This window comes from Pseudomonas sp. KBS0707 (assembly GCF_005937945.2).
Classification (GTDB): Bacteria; Pseudomonadota; Gammaproteobacteria; order Pseudomonadales; family Pseudomonadaceae; genus Aquipseudomonas; species Aquipseudomonas amygdali.
Map to the genome: position 1 here is coordinate 46531 of NZ_CP041754.1, position 17883 is coordinate 64413.

The following is a 17883-nucleotide window of genomic DNA, read 5'->3' on the forward strand; positions in this document are numbered from 1 at the left end:
ATTCCTTTGTGTCGAGGTCAGATTCCCCGATTCCGGAGTCCGTTCCTTTGGGGCGTAGCGGGTATGGCTTAACGTATACCCATCGTTATCACGTCATTTCGGTAGCGGCAGACCTGTTTCCGGGTCGAGGCCTTTCTCCTGGCTTAGCGCCCGGATCATGTCTTCCGATGGCTTTTCGGCAGGGGGCGTGGACTCGCGTTTTTTCAGCCATTCGAATGTACCGTCCCATTCCGGAAGCTTGGCTGGGGGCAGGGGAACGATCTGGTCGATATCTGGAACTTTTGGTCCGAGATGTTCATAGCGACTCAAAAACTTCTCAATTTTTTTATATCGCACAGAACGCTCAGAATCAGCCTCAAGGGCAAAATAATAGAGGCGGTTTTTGGCCTCCGTGGTTTTAAACCCACCGCTCAAAAAACCGGCGCTATTGGAACTACCGTTCCGGACACCTGCTTGGAAACCTTGTACCGCTTCAGGATAAATATCCCGTGCTTTCTGAAAAATACCGTAGCTGTAGGCTGCCTCGGCATGACCCTGATCCATAGCGCAACGACGCATATCAAGCACTACCTGCTTGGCGTCTTCGATGTTCTCAAGCAAATTAGACACGTAGTATTGAGCGTAAGCATTTCCCAAGTCGGCAGCTCTCCGGAAGTAAGCATTAGCACGACTCGTGTCTTGTTTGACTCCATATCCTGTTTCTAAATAATGCCCCATGTCGTAGTAGCCTCCGGGAATTTCCCGAGCGATCAAACTTTCCACGATATCAATAACTTCATTCTCTGGATCGGTACTTTCGATAAGACCCTCTGAGATCAAAGCGTGCAGGTTGGTAGCTGCTTTGTAGCTTCCTGCTGCGTACGCTAAACGATAATATCTGGCAATTTTAACGAAGTCTTTAGCCCCCTCTCGTAAACGCAAAAATAATGCGTAGCGATACAGTTGCTGTGAGTTTTCAGAAATTTTAGGTAGGCTGTCCGCTTCTTTGACACAGGTAAAGGAAAGCCTGTCAAGAGCATGTGTCATCTGGTCTTTTGTTATGTGCATAGCGTCTTCCTTTTTGCAAGCGCATAGTGCTGCAGCTATTAATATTATTAGTATGATTCTAGTAGGCATATTAATCCAGGTTGGAACGCTTTTTGCTGTCCCTGTAAAACTCTGTCAGAGAGTGAGTCGGACGGTTCGTATTTTCTTTGTTTTTTCTATTGGCAGCGTTAAAGCTGGCTATTCTCGACCAAGTGCTAAAAGCAGTTTCAATATCATCACCTGACCCTTCGCTATCCGTGTGGATACTCCACAAGTGCTTGCGCAAAGGCTTGGTCACTGCCGGATCTTCAACGCAGATATTCAGTTCGCTGTCGACTTCCATGCTGCGTGTGTTGATATTGCTCGATCCTAATGTTGTGAAAACATCATCGATAATCATTAGTTTGCTATGAATGTAAATATCCATCCACTTTTCCGGGGGCGAGTCAGAGGCGACCAATGTACAAATCAAAACTTTTAGGCCTTCAGTCCCTGGTACCGTTAATGGCTTTGCTTTATCGGCGGGCAGTTTAGCTTTTAGTGCTCGATATTCGGCCTCAGCTGCTTCGGCCGCTTTTCGCTGAGGCTCCCACAGTTTGCTCATTGCTGGATTAAATGAGCGCCCATAGGTACCTTCAATAATGGTGATTTTGCCTTTTGCTGTATCATAGCGCTCCTTGGCCTGAGCGACTTGGGCTTCCAGTTCTTTATCGCGTTCATATCTCGTAACCTCCGGCATGAGTTCGGGGCGACCTAACTGCCTGAGCATTCGATAGGTATTGATTGTTCCATCGCCCATTCCTTCTTTCGTTGAGTTGGTCACAACAAAAAGATAGAGCGGGCCATGCTCAATCAGGCTCCGCCCTTCTGCAAACTGACGAAGGACATTTTCTTTAATTTTTTCCGCCAAGGGCGGCCAGCGAAAATACTGGTTCTCCAGGTACATGAAGCTGTTTGCATTGCCTGCTGCCTTGAGATACATCTCTTTGATATCACGCTTGTTTTCCTGAGGCTGAGTCCTCAGGACCTGAGCAATCAATCTGGGGCCATGCCCTTTACGGGGTTTGAGCTGGTCTGCGACATGCCTTCTGGCGGGCAACAGGTCCACACCGGTTTCGTGCTGCCATGCCTGGGTAAAATTGTGGTTCAGGTATTCAAGTATCGGGCCTGTGACACGGCTGGAAATATCCTGACGTGGTGTAGCTCCATTACGGCCGAATTGTGCATGCATTCTAGCAGCGCTGTGGTCGTCGTTATCCCAGTAGGCGTCCAACGAGTTATGACCCATCACAAAGCCTACTGCTTTATTTGGAGTCTCATAGTCGACCAGAACCATTTTCTGGTGATGTGTCGGAATGGAAGTCATTCCCACGGTTGTCATAATCTTGTTCCAAGTAGGCCGATCTTTGTCTGTACTCCTCATGGCCACCTGCCATGCAATTTCAACTCGGTCTGACAAGCTCATGTCTCGTACAACAAACTCGATGTTTTTGAAGGGTTCTTTGCCGAAGCTGAATGCGCCAGCAAGGGCCGTACCATTACGATCTAAAAGTAAAGAGCGGTTCCCAAGCGTGGATTTTGTAGCTCTTCGATACCATTCCCAGTCAATGGCGTGCTGGGTTTCGTTCCGTAGATCATCCATGACCGATGCTAAATTACGTCCAGGAGTCATGTTTTCTGAAAACGCGGCTGTTACATGCGCGCTGTCAGACCAGCACAAAATACGCACTTTAACGCCCTTGTCAGCCTTCATAGCAAGAAGTTGACCAATACACAGAGAACTGGTGTCGCCACGCTTGAAATACATCGAGGGCTGAAACCCCCAGCAGATGATTTCAACACTTTGCTCGGCTTTCATTATCGCATCGTACACAGCACCAAACGCACGCTCGCCGTTGACCAAAGGCTCAAAAGTAGCCTCTGTCGGGCAATATTCGGTGCCCTGCACAAACCAAGGGAGGTTGATGTTGCACGACATGTTCTTGCTGGTAGCGACCGGGGTGGTGATTAAAGGTGTGGTCATGGTCAAGCTCCCGGCGCATTGATGCTGAGTGTTGTATTCATCTCTGTTCCTTAGAGGTCCACGGTATCCTGCTGCGTTGCCATCAGCCGCGCACCACAGGAGATAAAATCACCTTCCCGAGCAACCGGGCGACCATCCACCAGCAGGGTTTCATCTCCGCTTACGATGGTCCCGATGCCATGCGGGCAGGACACTCGGTCTCCGACCCTTGCCACGGCCAAACCGTTTATGAACGTGCTGGGCGATCCTTCAAGGACCTGACCTGCATCGGAGGTAGGATCGTTGATAACGATAATTGGGCGCATACGGGCTTCCCTGTAAGTGATGACTCCATTTCTGCTTAGATAGGCAGTGAGGAGTACTAACGGTAAAATTAACCTTCTTGGCTAATACAAACTTCTACAGACTATTCCTTGACCTCAATGTACTCTGGTTTTACTCATTAGTACCGCCATCGTCACTGCCTGAACAAAGAAATAGGCGGAGATCGAGAGGAATAAATTCGTGTAATCGCTATACCTGGAGTTCGGGACAACATTGACTATAAGAGCAAAACCTGACGCAGGAAACGATAAGAGCATGGATGCTCGGGAGTATCAGTTTTTTTGTGTTCGGGCTGGTTAGGGCCTGCCGTCAGGCAGGCCCTTGTTTTACCAGCTCGGTCTGGTAAATCGGTCTCCGTACAGGATCGCAAATTGATTCATTGCCACTTTCCAGTCGTGTGCCGCATGACCCCAGTTGGCGGTGATGTTGCGCAACCCAAGCCATATCAGTTTCGTCGCAGCCTCATCGGTCGGGAAGTGCCCTCGAGTCTTGATGATCTTGCGTAACTGGGCATTGATGCTCTCGATGGCATTGGTCGTGTAAACCACTTTGCGAATGCCCGCCGGAAAAACAAAAAACGGTATAACCCGATCCCAGGCGCGACGCCATGCAGCAACTACAGTCGGATACTGCTTGCCCCAGGGGCCCGCTTCAAAGGCGTTAAGCTCTTGCTCAGCCACATCGGCATTGATCGCCTGGTAGATCGGCTTGAGTGCTTTGGCCAGTGCCCGACGTTTATCCCAAGCGGCATAGTCCAAGCTGTTGCGGATCAGATGCACGATGCAGGTTTGCAGCGTCGTGGCAGGAAAAACCGCCCCCAACGCCTCCGGTATTCCTTTGAGGCCATCCGTGACGGCGATCAGAACATCTTCAACGCCACGAGTCTTGAGGTCGTTGAACACCTTCATCCAAAACTTGGCACCCTCGGTGCTCTCGATCCATATACCCAGAATGTCGCGCGTGCCATCAGGTAATACCCCCAGCGCCAGATAAATAGCCTTGTTGCACACTAACCCCTCGTCCCGGATTTTGACCCGTAACGCATCGAAGAAGATCACCGGATACATCGGTTCCAAGGGTCGTTGCTGCCAAGCGCCCACCTCTTCCATGACCGCATCGGTGACTGAGCTGATGAAGTCATGGGACACGTCAGTTCCATACTGCTCAGATAGAAAAGCGCGGATCTCACGCACCGTCATGCCCCGGGCGTACATGGCAATTATCTTGTCGTCGAAGCCTGTAAAACGTCGTTCGTGCTTGGGAATCAGGATCGGGGCGAAGCTACCATCGCGGTCTCTGGGGATATCCAGGCGAAGCGGCCCGTCGTCGGTCAGAACCGTCTTGCTGCTTTTGCCATTGCGCTGATTGGTCGACTCCTCAGGGCGCTCCGCGCCCTGAGGATAACCAAGGTGGTGACCCAGCTCGGCGCCTAGCGCACGCTCGATCAGAGCCTTCTTGAACGCCATGGACGCGTCTTGAATGGCTTCGGCGCTCATCGGGCCTTTAACAAACTGCTCGATCAGCTCTTGGGGAATCGAGGGCAACTCCCTCGCTGTTGCATTGGCGGACTTCTTTTTGGTCGGCATACATGCACCTCTAGCTACATGTTATGCCCGAACACAAAATTTCTGACAGTCTCGGATGCTCCATAGGAAAGTCGAGACACCCTGTCAAGAGGGTTTTTCTTACGGATCAGTAACACTGCCGTGCTGACCGGCGCATAAAAAGTAAAAAATGCCACCACTGAAAAAAATAGCAGTACCACCGTAGTAACCACAGGCTCAAACATGTATACCTCCCTGAAAATAGAGCTCAATAATTTCGCATTACCAACGCAACCCCTCAAACGGATTCCAGCCCTGCTCGCCTTTCACTTCCTTCAGGTAATACGCATAGTTGGTCAGTTGCCCATACAACGCATTAAACACAAAACCCAGCGCAGAACTCGCCTCCTTGGCTTAGCGGAACTCAAACATTTCCACACCATGTCCAGCACGATAGAGACCACTACTATCATTGCGATAAAGGACAGGTTCTTCTTCCATAGCCCCAGAATGAACAGGTAAACCGGCCCGAAAAAGAACGCGAAGAAGTTGAAGTTGATTTTCACTTTTTTCAGAAAGGGCAGTTGCTTGAGCGCAGGTCTGAACCCTGGTGCGCTTGGGCCGCCGTGCGCTTCAAAAAAGGCGAAGCGCTCTTTCCATTTGTCGCTGTAGTGGCCTGATGCGTTTACCGGGTCTGACGTGTTCATTCTCTAATCCCTGATGTGTGTGAATCACGTGAATGGTCGTTCCCTGTTGCAGCGCTGGGTACGACGCAAAATACGGGTAAATCGAGGGCGCGTCAGTCGTACAGACAGACTCGCCCTGTGGTGCATTTCCTGATGGTCTGTACGCACGTTCATACAGACCGATCCTACGAATTGCCCTTACTGCTTAGGCTCTTTCGTACCCAGCACATCGCGAATGCTGTCCACGACGTTGCTGTCCTTGATGACGTCGTTCAGCCAGCCTTCCAGCGGCATGTTGCCCCACTTGATGGCGCGCTCAATGAGGTACGGGACGGGGCTTTGCGGCTCGGTGTTTTTGAAGAACTGTGCGATGCCGGCGAGCATGGTGAAGGCTTCGTCGCGAGTGGCCGGGGTGGTGCGCAGTGGTGCGGATGCGCTGTCCTGGGTGGGCTGGGTCATCGCGGCACCTGCGGGTTGGTCGATGGCGATTTCGGGTGCGGTCTGAGCGGCGGCTGCGGGGGCAGGGCTCAGTTCTATTCCTCGGTCCTTGAGCAGCTTTTCGGTCAGTTGCCCGGCACGTTGCAGGATGTCGCTCAGGGTGACGAGGCTGGGCGCGTCGCTGCCGAACAGGGTATCGGCAGTGGCCTGGAGCTGCTGGCAGGCGTACAGGCTGGCAGCGATTTCGCTGGCCTTGAGGCGCAGGTGGTCCGAGTCGGTCAGTACCACGGAGCGCTGGAAGATTTCGGCGTTGATCTTGCCTTCGTCAACAGCAGCCTGCATGGCCTTGGGGTTTTGCAGGGCGAGGTTTTCCACGTGGCGCGACTCGTCGTAGCGCAACAGGCCAAAGTTCTGCCCCTGGGTGATCGGCAGCCCGCCGACGACTTCGGTCAGCGTGGTTTTCAGCCAGGCCAGGCGGGCGGCGCGTTCTTCTACGCCGTCTTCCAGCGACGGGTACAGATCGTCCCAGAAATTTTGCAGGATCCGCTCGGCCACGGTCAGGCCGAAGGTAATGCCGACAAAGTGGTATTTGTGCGCCAGGGCTTCACTGAGCCAGGCGACGAGCATCAGGTCCTTGCTTTGTTCAGCAAGGCCCTGTGCGGCCAACGTGATGGTCTGATCCCAGTCCGAGGACTTCAGATCGGTTTGCCAGTCACCTTGGGTGAGGTAATCGGGGTCTGCTCGACGAGCTTCCTTGACCTGATCGAACAGGGTGGAAAAGCTCAGGTCTTCGCCGCTGCCCCCGTTGATGGGCGCCGTCAGATCGGCAAGCGAAAGGTCGTTGAGAAATTCAGACATAGTCAACTCTGATCAGAGGATAAAAGAGCACCGTGCCTGGGCAGACACGGTGCTGAAGACGGGCCGCTTGCGCGACCCGAGGTGTCACAGACTTATGCGAATACTTTGTTCGCAGTGCGGTCCCAGCCGCCAGTGACGTTACCGCCACCCTGGCCATCGGAACGGCTCTGTTGGGTGTAGGTAGTCTTGATGCGAGCGAAGTTGAAGCTGATTTCTTCAATCGGCAGATCGCTGACGGCGTTGTCTTCGCCTTTCTGGTTGCCGCCTGCTACAGCCTTCACGGAAGACACAACGACTTCTTCCAGGTTGATGGTCAGGTAGGTCAGCTTGTCGCCGCCAGCACGGTTGACGTTCAGCTGGATCTTGGCGATGTGAGTGCCTTTGCAGCACGCTTCGAACAGCTTGGCAGAAGCCTTGTCCACAGATTTGCGGATGCTGAAGTCGCTCAGTGCAACGCGCTCGGACGAAGCACCGCCCGACGAGCTGGCGGTGGCGGAGGTGGCCTGGGTAGCGCCGAACTCGTAGCCGAGCACTTCGATCCAGTCTTTGTGCTTGTCGTCCAGAACTTCGCCCGGGATGCCGTCGATTTGGATGTATGCGTCAAATGCCATTTTCTGCGTCTCCTTTCTTCATTTAAGGTTGTGGTGTCTAAAGACAGAACACGACCCCTTTGATTAACCTTCCTGAAACGATCAAGAAAGGTTCTCTTGCCACGGCCCTGGTCTCATGTGGACAACCCGGGCTTCGGTTTGCTTGCACTGCGCGATCAATTGAGCGCGCGCACTTCGATCTCTACGCGTCGATTCGGCTCAAGGCACTGAATCAACTGAGCCCTCGGCTGCTGCATATCGCAGTTGACCAAGGGTTTCTCGCTGCCTTCGCCGACCGCATCCACCAGCTCGGCGGGCACGCCCTTGCCGACCAGATAAGTCTTGATGGTCTGTGCACGCTGCTTGGACACCTGCATGTTGCTTTGCGGGTCGCCCAGTTGGTCGGCGTGGCCTGCAATCACGATCTTGCCGATGTTCGGTGTGCTCAACAGCTTGCCGGCGATCGCACTCAACTGGTTTTGACCTTCGGTTTTCAGGCTCTGGAAGTCGGCACGACCAAAGGCAAACAGGGTGTCCGATTCCAGCGTGATGGTTTCGATAGCCTTCAACGACTGCGTCAGCAGGCTGTTGATGTAATTACGCGAACTGGATGTCAGAAATGCGTTGTCGAGAATCCGTGGCACGTCCAGTTCGTGAATCTGATCGCTGTAGAAGTTGATCTGGCGGCTGGCGTACTCGTAATCCTGATTGGAGCCTGCCTCGGCGTTCGCAGTGATGGTCTTGCCGGTCTGGCGCGCGATGGCCGGGTACCAGTAATCAGGCATCTTCGCTTTCAGGAAGGCCGGGTCAGCCTTCTCGCGCTGCGCTCGCGACAACATGACGTAAGTATCCAGCGTCGCCTTGCCGAAGGCCGCGATGGACTGCGCGCGGTTATCCGGCGGCAATGCCTTGGGTTCGACGCTGTCGACGCCGGTGACCGGCATCAGGTCCTTGGCATTGCGCTGGTAGACCTTGATAGTGGTCAGCAGGTAAAGCGAGCGCGTCAGGTTGTCTGCGGTCGGCTTGAGCATCACCGTTTCCAGACGGTTGAAGTAGCGCGTGCGCAGCAACGGCTCGACGTCATAGCCCCGGTAAAGACCCAGGCGCAAGCGCAGCGGTACGCCTTCGTCGTGATGACGATCGTAGTAAAGCGAAGTCCAAAAGCGCATGCGATCCAGCGTTTGCCACTCGGTGTACTGACCGGTGGCTTTGCTGTCATCGGCTGCAGCCTGGGCGAGTTCGGTGGAAATGGACTGGATGTTGTCCTTGTTGTTCCAGTACGACCAGCCCCACAGGCTGCAGATCAACAGAGCAACAAGACTGGCACCGCCAATCCACGCGGCCTTGCGGCGACGCTCGCGATGGTTGGTGGTGTACAGCGCCACCAGATGCTGGTCGGGAATGATCACCTTGCGGAACAGGCTGTTGATGAACAGCGGGTGCGGCTGCGCATTGCCGTCGACCAGGTCCTGCTCGCTTTCCAGCTGGAAGCGCTCGGTCACCTGACGGGTGTGTCCGCCCATCTCGGGCTGGTCGGCGTCCAGTGCGCTGGTGAAGTAGAAACCGCGCAGCATCTCGGCGCTCTGATACGGGTTGGCGCGCAGCAGGGCATCGACGAACATCAGCAGGCGCGGTTTCAAGGCTTCCAGCTCCAGCGGGAAGCGATACACCGCTGTGTCCTGACGCGTGATCTGGATGTCCTGAAGCACCAGCTGTTGGTTGGCGATCTCTTTCCAATAATTGATCAGCTCGTCCATCGCCACACCGAAGCGCTGGCCCCAGTCAGCTTGCTCGAAGCCCTTGTGCGGGAAGGTCTTGCCCATCACTTCGCCACGCGCCACATCATCCAGCTGGCGATAGAAGGGGACAAAGCCCGGTACCAGGTCGCACTTGGTGAACACCAGATACACCGGCAGACGCACTTCCAGCAGCGCGTGGGTTTCCTGGATTCGCTCACGTAGACGCTTGGCGATGCGCTCCTGATCCTCCACCGAGGATTGCAGGATGTCATGAATGCTGACCGTGACAATCAGGCCGTTTAGCGGTCTGCGCTGGCGGTGCTGACGCAGTAATTGCAGAAAGGCGCGCCATTTGCCGGCTTCCTGCTGATCATTCATGTAGCGGCCAGCGGTATCCAGCAGCACGGCTTCCGAGCTGAAGAACCAGTCGCAATTGCGCGTGCCGCCCAGCCCGGCAACGCGTGCGCCTTCGCGCTCGGCGTAGGGGAAGTTGAGGCCCGACTGATACAGCATGGTGCTTTTGCCCGCTGCGGGCTGACCCACCACCAGATACCAGGGCAGGGCGTAAAGCGCGTCCTTGGCGTTGCTGCCGTTCGGCTTGTTGCTCTGCAACCGTTCGATGCTTTGCAGCAAGCGCTCACGCAGCAGGCTGACCTCTTCGCGATCCGCCGGGCTGGCATTGAGCACGGCCTGATCGGCGTCATCACGCAGCAGACCCTCCAGGTTCTGATGCTGTGATACGCCCCGATACAGCAACAGCACATACGCCGCCGACAGCAGCAGGAACAGGCCTATCCCCGTCAGCAGGCTGTTCATCGAACTGAAGCCCAGGGCACGGCCGATGCTCCAGATGATGAAGATAGACAGAAAAAAGCAGACCCCGAGAACATAGGGCTGGTAGCGCAAAAAGTAGTATTTGATCTTGTTCATACGGACTTCAAATCCAGCACATCGACAAAGCGGTCGATAACGTCATAAAGAGGGCGGTCAATGTCTGGAAACACATGGCCTCGGTGGTGTTCGTCGAACGCGTCAAAGGGTGCCAGCACGTCATAGTTCTCCGAATGCTCGCCCACGCCCGTCACCACGCGGTACACGCCTGAGGTGTTGCGCGACGGGAAGCAGAACAGTCGGGGGCGCATGAAGTCGTCCGCCAGAATGCTGATTTGCGGCACTGCCTTGTTCGGGTCAATGCGTGTCAGCCAATTGACCCACAGATCTGCTGTCGGGTTCTTCAAGCCTCGCTCGGCAGGCAGTGGCAGCGAAATACCGATCGGTGCCCTGTACGACGGGCGACCCAGCGCTTGCAGTCGGGTGAGCACGGCATTGCTGATGAACTCGGGGTATGAGCTCTCCAGCGAAGTCGCAATGTCACGCAGGGTGAAGTTCACCAGAAACTTCTCATGCACACGCCGGAACAGTTCGAAGTCCTGTCCTTGCAGCGGGCGCAGGGCCCTGATGCGCTCGAACAGCACTGAGGTGCCTTCGCCCTGTGCGGCCATGTGCAGCAGCGGTTTGATCTGCCCGGCGAACAGTTCGCTCAGGGTAAACGGGTTCACGAACACACCGGCGTCGCTGGACTTCACCGTTTGAAAGATGAAGAACGGATAACGCCGTGCACTCGAGTCCCGCGAGCTGATCAAACCGCCTACCAGCCAGTTGCCGCTGCGTGCCCGATAGCTGAAAAAACACACGGGCAACTGGTCGAACAACGTGCGCCAGTCGTCGCGCTGCTGCATGTCGGCGAGTGCGCCTTGCAGCCAGGCATCGAACTCGCAGACATCGTCGCTGGCGCCATGCAGGCTGACGAAATCTGCGCTCGCGGGCACTTTTCCGAAGCAGCCAATCATCGACCGCCCTCCAGATCGAGCATGTGCATCCTCACTTGGTCCGCCCATCTGTTGCGTTAAGCGCGCTCAGCGCCTTGACGTTCGCCAGGTCGGTCAGCTTCACGCCACCATAGTTGCGCACCACCAGACTGACCGGCCCCTTGGCCGTGTTCCAACTGAAACGCTGCTGAATGCCGTCCAGGTCGGCGACCCGTGCGCTGTCGTTCATGCGCAGCAGTCCCCAGCGCCCGGTGTAGTCGAACACGGTGATGCGCTCGCCGGTCAGCGTGACCACATCCAGGCGTGCGCCCGGTGCTGTCGTGGTGCCCGGCCATGAGAAGCGGCTCCAGCTGGTTTTGCCGTTGCGGTAATGCTGCTCCTGGCCATCCAGCGTGAAGATGATGTCAGTGAAGTAGGCCGACGGCTCCAGCATGATCTCGAAACCATTGTCGCGATCCGAGAGGCTGGCGATGACCTCGCCCAACGAACTGGCCTTGTCGATGTTGCTGACCATTTTCGGATTGACCAGCGGCGCAGCCTTGGACCCGCTGCCCATACCCAGGCCTTCGCCATCGGACAGGTTGCCGATTTCGTTGCGCTTGAAGTTCGGTAGCAGGCCGGATTCCGGGTCGACGAAGCGTTGCAGGTCTTTCACCGATGCCTCGTTGCGGCTGTCCGCAGCAATCGGGTAACGATGCGCCATGACCTGTTCCCAAGGTTTGGCGACCTGTTTGGCCCAGGCTTTGGCGATCTGTTCGCCGGCCGGATCGCGTAGCGTTTCCCAGGCGAACTGGATCGGCAGGCTGAACAGGCTTTGCAGCGAGGTGGAAAGCCCGCCCTGACTGGTATCGACCGTGGTTTCAACGTAGTTACGCACGTTGGTGACTTCGCTCGGCTGCCCTTCAAGGGTTTCGCTGATCAACTGCTTGCTGCTCTTGCCGACATCCTGCGAGCGCTGGATGTTGTTCATCCGCACTTTGAGTTTACGCAGCGCTGCCAGGTAGCGATCCATGATGGTGCTGTCAGCGCCTTCGGCATTCTGCGCTGCGAAAACCCTTGATACAGGTTCGAAGCGTTTGGCCAGACTGCCGTCATCCACGGCAGGCAATGGCGAGATCAGTACGCTGGCCGCAGCTTCCTTGTTGTCGAAGATACCGCTGACCTTGCCCCAGAAGCCATCGTCGCGTTTGACTCCGGTCTGTTGCGCTTCGCGAGGCGCAGGCACGTCCCATTGCGTGTTGTCGTTGACGGCAGACAGCAGCAGTTTGACCGGCGAATTGCGTACGTCGCTGAGCAATGACAACTGCTGCGTGGCGTTGGCCATGTCGCTGAAGCGGCGCACACCGACGCTGTCGATCATGGTGTACCAGACCTGCGTGTAGTCGCGCTTGTAGCGGGCCATGAATTCACGGACGAAGTTGGCTTTCTGCACCACGCTGTCGCCGCCTTCGCCATCCAGAACCCAGTCCGACTCGTTACGCAGGTTGCCGGACACCAGCTTGATCAGCTCGGGTTTCACGAACTCTTCCCAGCCCTGGCGGGTGAAAATCGCAGGTACAGCCTCCGAACCGTAGAGCAACTGGCGACCCGGCATAGGTACCAGATCATTCAGGCCGATTGCCGGGAACTGACGGCTGGATTCCAGTTGCAGGCGCAGGTATTCACGGTCCACCAGCGAACTGGAGATCATGAAAAACTTCAGGCTCTTGCGGGTCTCGTCGATCAGTTGCTCATTGCGTGGCATGGCCGGCGCGTCACCATTCTTGAGCAGCTGTACGTAGACCGGCGAGTTGTCCTCGATGACGTCGTCGCTGATCGGATTGGTCTCGCTGGAAATGCCCGCCCAGGCCACCGGCAACGCCGCGTTGACGAACTCGGTTTCCGGGTGCGTGGTCGGCTGAGTCAGAATCAGATAGAGCTTGAGGGCGTTGTATGACTCGATGATGGACGCCACTTGCCGTTCATCGAGTCGCCCGAGCATCTCTTCCGACAACGACAAGCCGCCTGTTGTGGCTGAAAGCTCGGCAGCATCGTTGGCAGTGGCCGGGTTGCGTAGCGCGGCAATCGCTTCGCTGCGCGTCTGGCTGGCTGTGCCTCTTGCTGCGCCGGTCAGTCGATTGGCAACCTCGCCGGTGCTGCGCGGGATGCTGCTCAGGCTGGTCGGACGGCCCGCAGCGACGTTGCGCGCGCCGCGGTCCAGCAGTTTCTGACCTTGAGCGCGTACCTTGCCCGTTTTGGTTTCCGACCCTGCGGGTGTAGCCCCGAAGCCATACTGCGGGTCCATGGTTTTGGCGAACTCGTTGAATTCACGCATCTGCAATTGCAGTTTCAGCGTGATCGGTTCCAGCGCCTGGGTACGCAGTTGCTGCAGGTAGGCAGTCTGGGTGGCGAAGTAGATATCGTCGCCACGGTACAGGCCGCCACTGAGCTGAAGAGGCACGCCCTTGGTGCGGTATTTCTCGATGGCAGCCAGCTGGTTGCGCAGCAATTCCAGGCCTTGGCCGGAGGCGAGGCGCTGGGCACGGTCCGGGGACTGTTCCAGTTCGGTCAACTGTTGGCTGATCGCGGCCAGCCACTCGCGGTTTTTCTGGAACGACAGGGCCTGCCAGCCGATGAAGGACAGCCCGGCGAACAGCGCCAGAGCGATGACAATCGGCCCCAGTGATTTGTCGCGGCCATGACGTGACTGGTACAGGGTCAGGTCACGGTCAGGGAAAATGACGCGGCGGAAGGTATCGGTGATGAAGTAACTGCGATCACTGATTTTCCGTTGTTCGTCCTCTTCCAGCGCATCGGGTGCGGTCGCTGGCCGCAAGACGAACGACTCTGAAAGCTCGTCTTCATACACCGGTGTCAGCTGCTTGTCGGTTTGCAGGGCACTGGTGAAATACAGGCCGCGCAGCAACAACTGGGTACCGTTGACGTTACTGCGCGCGAAATGCTGCAGGAACTGTTCGAGTATCGCCGACAGCTCGGCAAAGTAGTTGGGGAAGTTGAGCAGGGCGCTGTTGGCGTCGGCACCCAGCGCGATCATCTGTGCATCGACGTGGCGACTGACATGCGCTTGCAGGTTCGCCAGTTTGCGATCGAGCACCGAACGCAGGCTTTCTGTGGTGATCTCTGTCAGACCGAACGTCATGCCCAGCGGCTGCTGGCGCTCATGCAGGTCCATACCGTCGAAAGCCTGGTTGAAGCCGGGCAGTTGGTCGGTCTTGGTCAGCATCAGATAAATAGGCGGGTTGGCGTCCAGGCAATCGGTATATTCCTCGATGCGCGTTACCAAGCGCGCCCCCATCTCGTTGCGCTCGGCGGCAGAGGCGGCCAATAGCTCTGGCAGGCTGACCACCAGCACCAGACCATTAACGGCGGCCTTGCTGCGCTGCTTTTTGAGCATACGCAGGAACGCAGCGAATTCGCTGGCAGACTGATCGTCACGCAGGTAGCGACCCGCGGTGTCGATCATCACTGCTTCAGGGCTGAAGTACCAGTCGCAATGCTGGGTGCCGCTTTCCGTGTCATTGGCGCTACTGGCAATGCTGGCCGACAGGCCGGAGCGGGTCAGCAAGGAGGTCTTGCCTGCCGCCGACATGCCGATGACCAGATACCAGGGCAGATCGTAGAGCGCCGAGGAGCCGCCACCGCCTGCCGAGCGATCGGTGCGCAGCATGGCAATGGCATGCTTGAGGCGGTCGCGCAGCACTTGCTGATCACGGAACTCACCGGTGGATTTCAGCGAGCGGTCAACTTCGATCTGAACCAGATTTTCGAGGTTGTGTTCTGTACGAATCCGTCGGTATTGGCGCAGTACGATCAACAGCAGATAGAAGGCGCTGATGATCGCCATCGCTTCAAGCGTATAGCCTTGCAGCCAACTGATCCTGGGGGCGAAAAACCAGCAGACAGCCAGGCTGATCAGCCACAGTATCGGTACCAGGAACCAGAAACTTTTTAACAGGCGCAGTAATGTCTTCATGTCTTCCTGACTCGGTTACCTGATCGGGACTCAAGCATTGAACAGTTGGCTGATTTGTTCGGCCAATGCGGCCACGTCTTTGCCCAGCAACCAGTCAAGCGTCAGATAGACACCCAGGCACACGAGGGCGATGAGCACCAGGTAAAGCCATACCGGAACTTCATGGCGAAGCATCTGCGACACTTGGTCAGGCAATGCCCAGTCAGGCGACAGCGCCTTTGGCGTCTTGCGGTAGCGTGCGATGTCCTGGCCCAGCGTGTTGGCCAGATAGCGCAATTGGTCTTTCTGACCGAGGCCGAACTTGCCTTCGAAACCCAGCGCCAGGCACAGGTGGTACACCTCAAGCACATCCAGGTTCTTTTTCACGTCGGCGCGCAGCAGTTCGATTTTCTCGAAGAAGCCTTCGCCCGCCAGGTGGACGCCGAAATAACGGAACTGCAGCGGCTCCATTTCGAAGTGGCGACGCATATCGTTGTCGCCCGAACGCAGCACGCTCTCATCAAGGAATGCGCACAGTGCGTACTGCGCGTCTTTTACCTGTTCGACGCTGTAATTGGCGCTGCGCGCCTGACGCTCCAGGTTGGCGAAGAAAGTATCGACGCTGGCTTCGAACGCGGTGACCGAGATCGCCTGGCGGCCGCGACGGACAATCAGCGCCATGGTGATGAAGTCACGTACCAGGTCTTTGAGCGTAGGTTTTTCGGTTGCGGCCGCAGCGGCACCTTGCATCACGGCTTCAGTCATTTAAGCACCGCCAACAGTTCAAGCTTGAGATTGGTAAACGCGCTGGGCGCGTAGAAGGAAATGGCCTGGGCTTCCATCATGCGTTCGTACACCCGGCCATGTGGCTCGATGGAGAAGTAATGGTTGTCCAGGCGCACCGGAATGGCGTTTGGCAGGCGTGTCGAGTGGTTCAGGGTGACGCCCGGCATGGCGCTGTTGACGACCACCTCGATGTCTTCCGGCGAGCCGACCTTGAACGCACGCGGCACCAGTTCCAGCAGGCTGGAGCCGGGCATGTCGGCATGCACTGAAATATAGAAATCCGCTTCGGTAAGGCGTGGGTCGAGCAATTGGCCCTGCCAGTACGAAGGCCGGACCTGGCTCAGATTGATGACGATGCACTGGTTCGGAATCACGTTCTCAAGCAGCAGACGAACCAGTTCGTCGAGCTTCACCAGCGAGGCCGCCGGGTCCTGATGATCGTAATCGGGGATGTCAGTGAGCTGGGTGTCCAGCGAGAACGTCAGCAAACCGCCCGCCAGTTCCGCGAGAAACAGATACAGCCGCTCTGGATGCAGGCGTGGGTGCGCCAGCAGGTGGGCCAGTTGCGGGTAGGCGCGGTTGACCGTATTCAGCAGCCAGAACAACGTAACGTCGCTGGAACCGAACTCGGCGATCTGGTCGGCACGCTCGCGGCGGCGGCCAGAAAGTGCCTTGCTCTTGGCTTGCAGCACGCTGATCAGGCGTCTGCCAAGGCCAACCAGCGTCTCGTGGGTGCCCACGTGCAACGTAGGATGCACAAAATGCGCGTCAAGGTTGAAACCGCCGATGCTATTGCGTGCCAGTCGGGCAATCGGGCAATAACTGTAGCCATCCAGAGTGTCGCCATCGACCAGCATCACGACGTTCAGACGCAGGCTGGTGATCTCGTTTTCCAGATCGCCTTCGTTGAGGTCAGGCAGGGTGTCGAACTGTTTGCGAAAGCGCCGGGCGCTCTTCTGTTCCTGGCCATCTTCAACGTAGTTCAGGCCAAAGGGCTCGGGCAGCTTGAGCGCCGCATAGACCTTGATTTCTCCACCCTTGATCAGATTTTTCAGGTCGCGGGCGGCGGGCAGCGGGTCGTGCTGCGGCGCGTCGTAAAGGCTGCCGTCAGGGAACACCAGCTTCAGGCGCTTCAGTTGCAACGAGCCTGTGGCCAATGCCTCGACGTCGACTTCCAGCGTTTGCACGCCCCAATGGAAAGGCGTGGAACGCAGTGTCGACTCAGCAAGCTGATGCTGGTGAAACTCATCCTGATATTGGAAATGTTGTGGCAAAAGGAACATGCCTTCCGACCACATCACGCGGCTTTGTTTACTCATTTGGCGCCTTCCAACAGAGAATTGAATTGTGAGTCCGCTGCCTTTTTCGCAGCACTGCCGGCCGAGTCCTGAACCTGCTGGACAGCGGCGTCCTGCACACGCTCGGTAATACCTTTGCCGGCGGGTTGTTCGGGCATCGAATTGGATTTAGTGAACTGCTCTTCAGTCTTGAGCCTGTTCAGCACATCCACGCCACGAACGGCGAGGATGTAGTTGTTGTCCACCAGCACGCGCACACCGTCGGACGAGAACCAGATACCGTCCTTGCGCAGCGTGTTGGCGTCGAACGCGACCTTCCAGCGGCTGTCGACGTCGGTGCGGAAGAACGCCGCGATGCCCACATACGAGGCATTCGGGTTCAGCGGCCATTGATCGGTCTCGCCTATGCCAGGCAACAGAATCAGCTCTCTGCTTTCGACCAGTGTGTTGCCCAGAGCCTTTTGCGGATCATCCCAGAGGGTGTCGGCGTTGATTGACTCGAAGCGCTCCAGAGAGGACAGTTGATAAACGCGCACCACCACCGAGAGCGGTTTGCCGTACTCGTCAGGGTTGAGCTGATTACCGCCGTCAGTCGTCAGGATGACCTTTTCGTTGTCACCAAACATCATGTCGCCAGCCCAGGTGTCATCCATGCGCTTGGCGACACGGTCCGTCACGCCACAGGCGGACAGAGCCAGCATCATTGCCAGAACAGCCAGGCACCTTGCCAAGGCTGGCTTCGAGGAACAATTGCCTTGAAGTCTTTTATTCATCACGTCTTACCTATGGG

At 56.5% G+C, this 17883-nt stretch carries 12 protein-coding genes and 1 pseudogene; all 13 read right to left on the reverse strand.

The window, feature by feature from the left end:
* Window positions 1–93 precede the first annotated feature (93 nt).
* Entirely contained in the window at window positions 94–1116 is a 1023-nt protein-coding gene (locus FFH21_RS00225; protein ID WP_011167345.1) for a sel1 repeat family protein, read from the reverse strand.
* A gap of 1 nt (window position 1117) precedes the next feature.
* The gene (locus FFH21_RS00230) at window positions 1118–3049 is read right to left on the reverse strand and encodes a phosphatidylserine/phosphatidylglycerophosphate/cardiolipin synthase family protein (protein WP_011167346.1); all 1932 of its coding nucleotides are present in this window, start codon (window positions 3047–3049) and stop codon (window positions 1118–1120) included.
* Between the two features lie 50 nt (window positions 3050–3099).
* Entirely contained in the window at window positions 3100–3354 is a 255-nt protein-coding gene (locus FFH21_RS00235) for a PAAR domain-containing protein (protein ID WP_003343651.1), read from the reverse strand.
* A gap of 345 nt (window positions 3355–3699) precedes the next feature.
* On the reverse strand, window positions 3700–4959 hold the full coding sequence (locus FFH21_RS00240; protein ID WP_004666928.1) for an IS256-like element ISPsy17 family transposase: 1260 nt from the start codon (window positions 4957–4959) through the stop codon (window positions 3700–3702).
* Between the two features lie 240 nt (window positions 4960–5199).
* Window positions 5200–5624: pseudogene (locus FFH21_RS00250) on the reverse strand (DUF2628 domain-containing protein).
* Between the two features lie 177 nt (window positions 5625–5801).
* A complete protein-coding gene (tssA, locus tag FFH21_RS00255; RefSeq protein WP_041924379.1) occupies window positions 5802–6899 on the reverse strand; it encodes a type VI secretion system protein TssA in 1098 nt (365 codons plus the stop codon).
* A gap of 92 nt (window positions 6900–6991) precedes the next feature.
* On the reverse strand, window positions 6992–7510 hold the full coding sequence (locus FFH21_RS00260) for a type VI secretion system tube protein Hcp (protein WP_002551414.1): 519 nt from the start codon (window positions 7508–7510) through the stop codon (window positions 6992–6994).
* A gap of 155 nt (window positions 7511–7665) precedes the next feature.
* Window positions 7666–10158: a type VI secretion system membrane subunit TssM gene (tssM, locus tag FFH21_RS00265; protein WP_011167349.1), complete on the reverse strand. Its 2493-nt coding sequence runs from the start codon at window positions 10156–10158 to the stop codon at window positions 7666–7668.
* Complete coding sequence (tagF, locus tag FFH21_RS00270) at window positions 10155–11078, reverse strand: type VI secretion system-associated protein TagF (RefSeq protein ID WP_004663091.1); 924 nt, start codon at window positions 11076–11078, stop codon at window positions 10155–10157. The genes tssM and tagF overlap by 4 nt, the downstream gene beginning before the upstream one ends.
* A gap of 31 nt (window positions 11079–11109) precedes the next feature.
* Window positions 11110–15030, reverse strand: coding sequence for a type VI secretion protein IcmF/TssM N-terminal domain-containing protein (locus FFH21_RS00275; RefSeq protein ID WP_011167350.1), 3921 nt, complete (start codon window positions 15028–15030; stop codon window positions 11110–11112).
* A gap of 30 nt (window positions 15031–15060) precedes the next feature.
* A complete protein-coding gene (gene icmH, locus FFH21_RS00280) occupies window positions 15061–15774 on the reverse strand; it encodes a type IVB secretion system protein IcmH/DotU (RefSeq protein ID WP_002551418.1) in 714 nt (237 codons plus the stop codon).
* Window positions 15771–17114: a type VI secretion system baseplate subunit TssK gene (tssK, locus tag FFH21_RS00285; protein ID WP_005781681.1), complete on the reverse strand. Its 1344-nt coding sequence runs from the start codon at window positions 17112–17114 to the stop codon at window positions 15771–15773. The genes icmH and tssK overlap by 4 nt, the downstream gene beginning before the upstream one ends.
* Entirely contained in the window at window positions 17111–17866 is a 756-nt protein-coding gene (gene tssJ, locus FFH21_RS00290; protein WP_011167351.1) for a type VI secretion system lipoprotein TssJ, read from the reverse strand. Before tssJ ends, tssK begins: the two co-directional genes overlap by 4 nt.
* Between the last annotated feature and the right edge of the window lie 17 nt (window positions 17867–17883).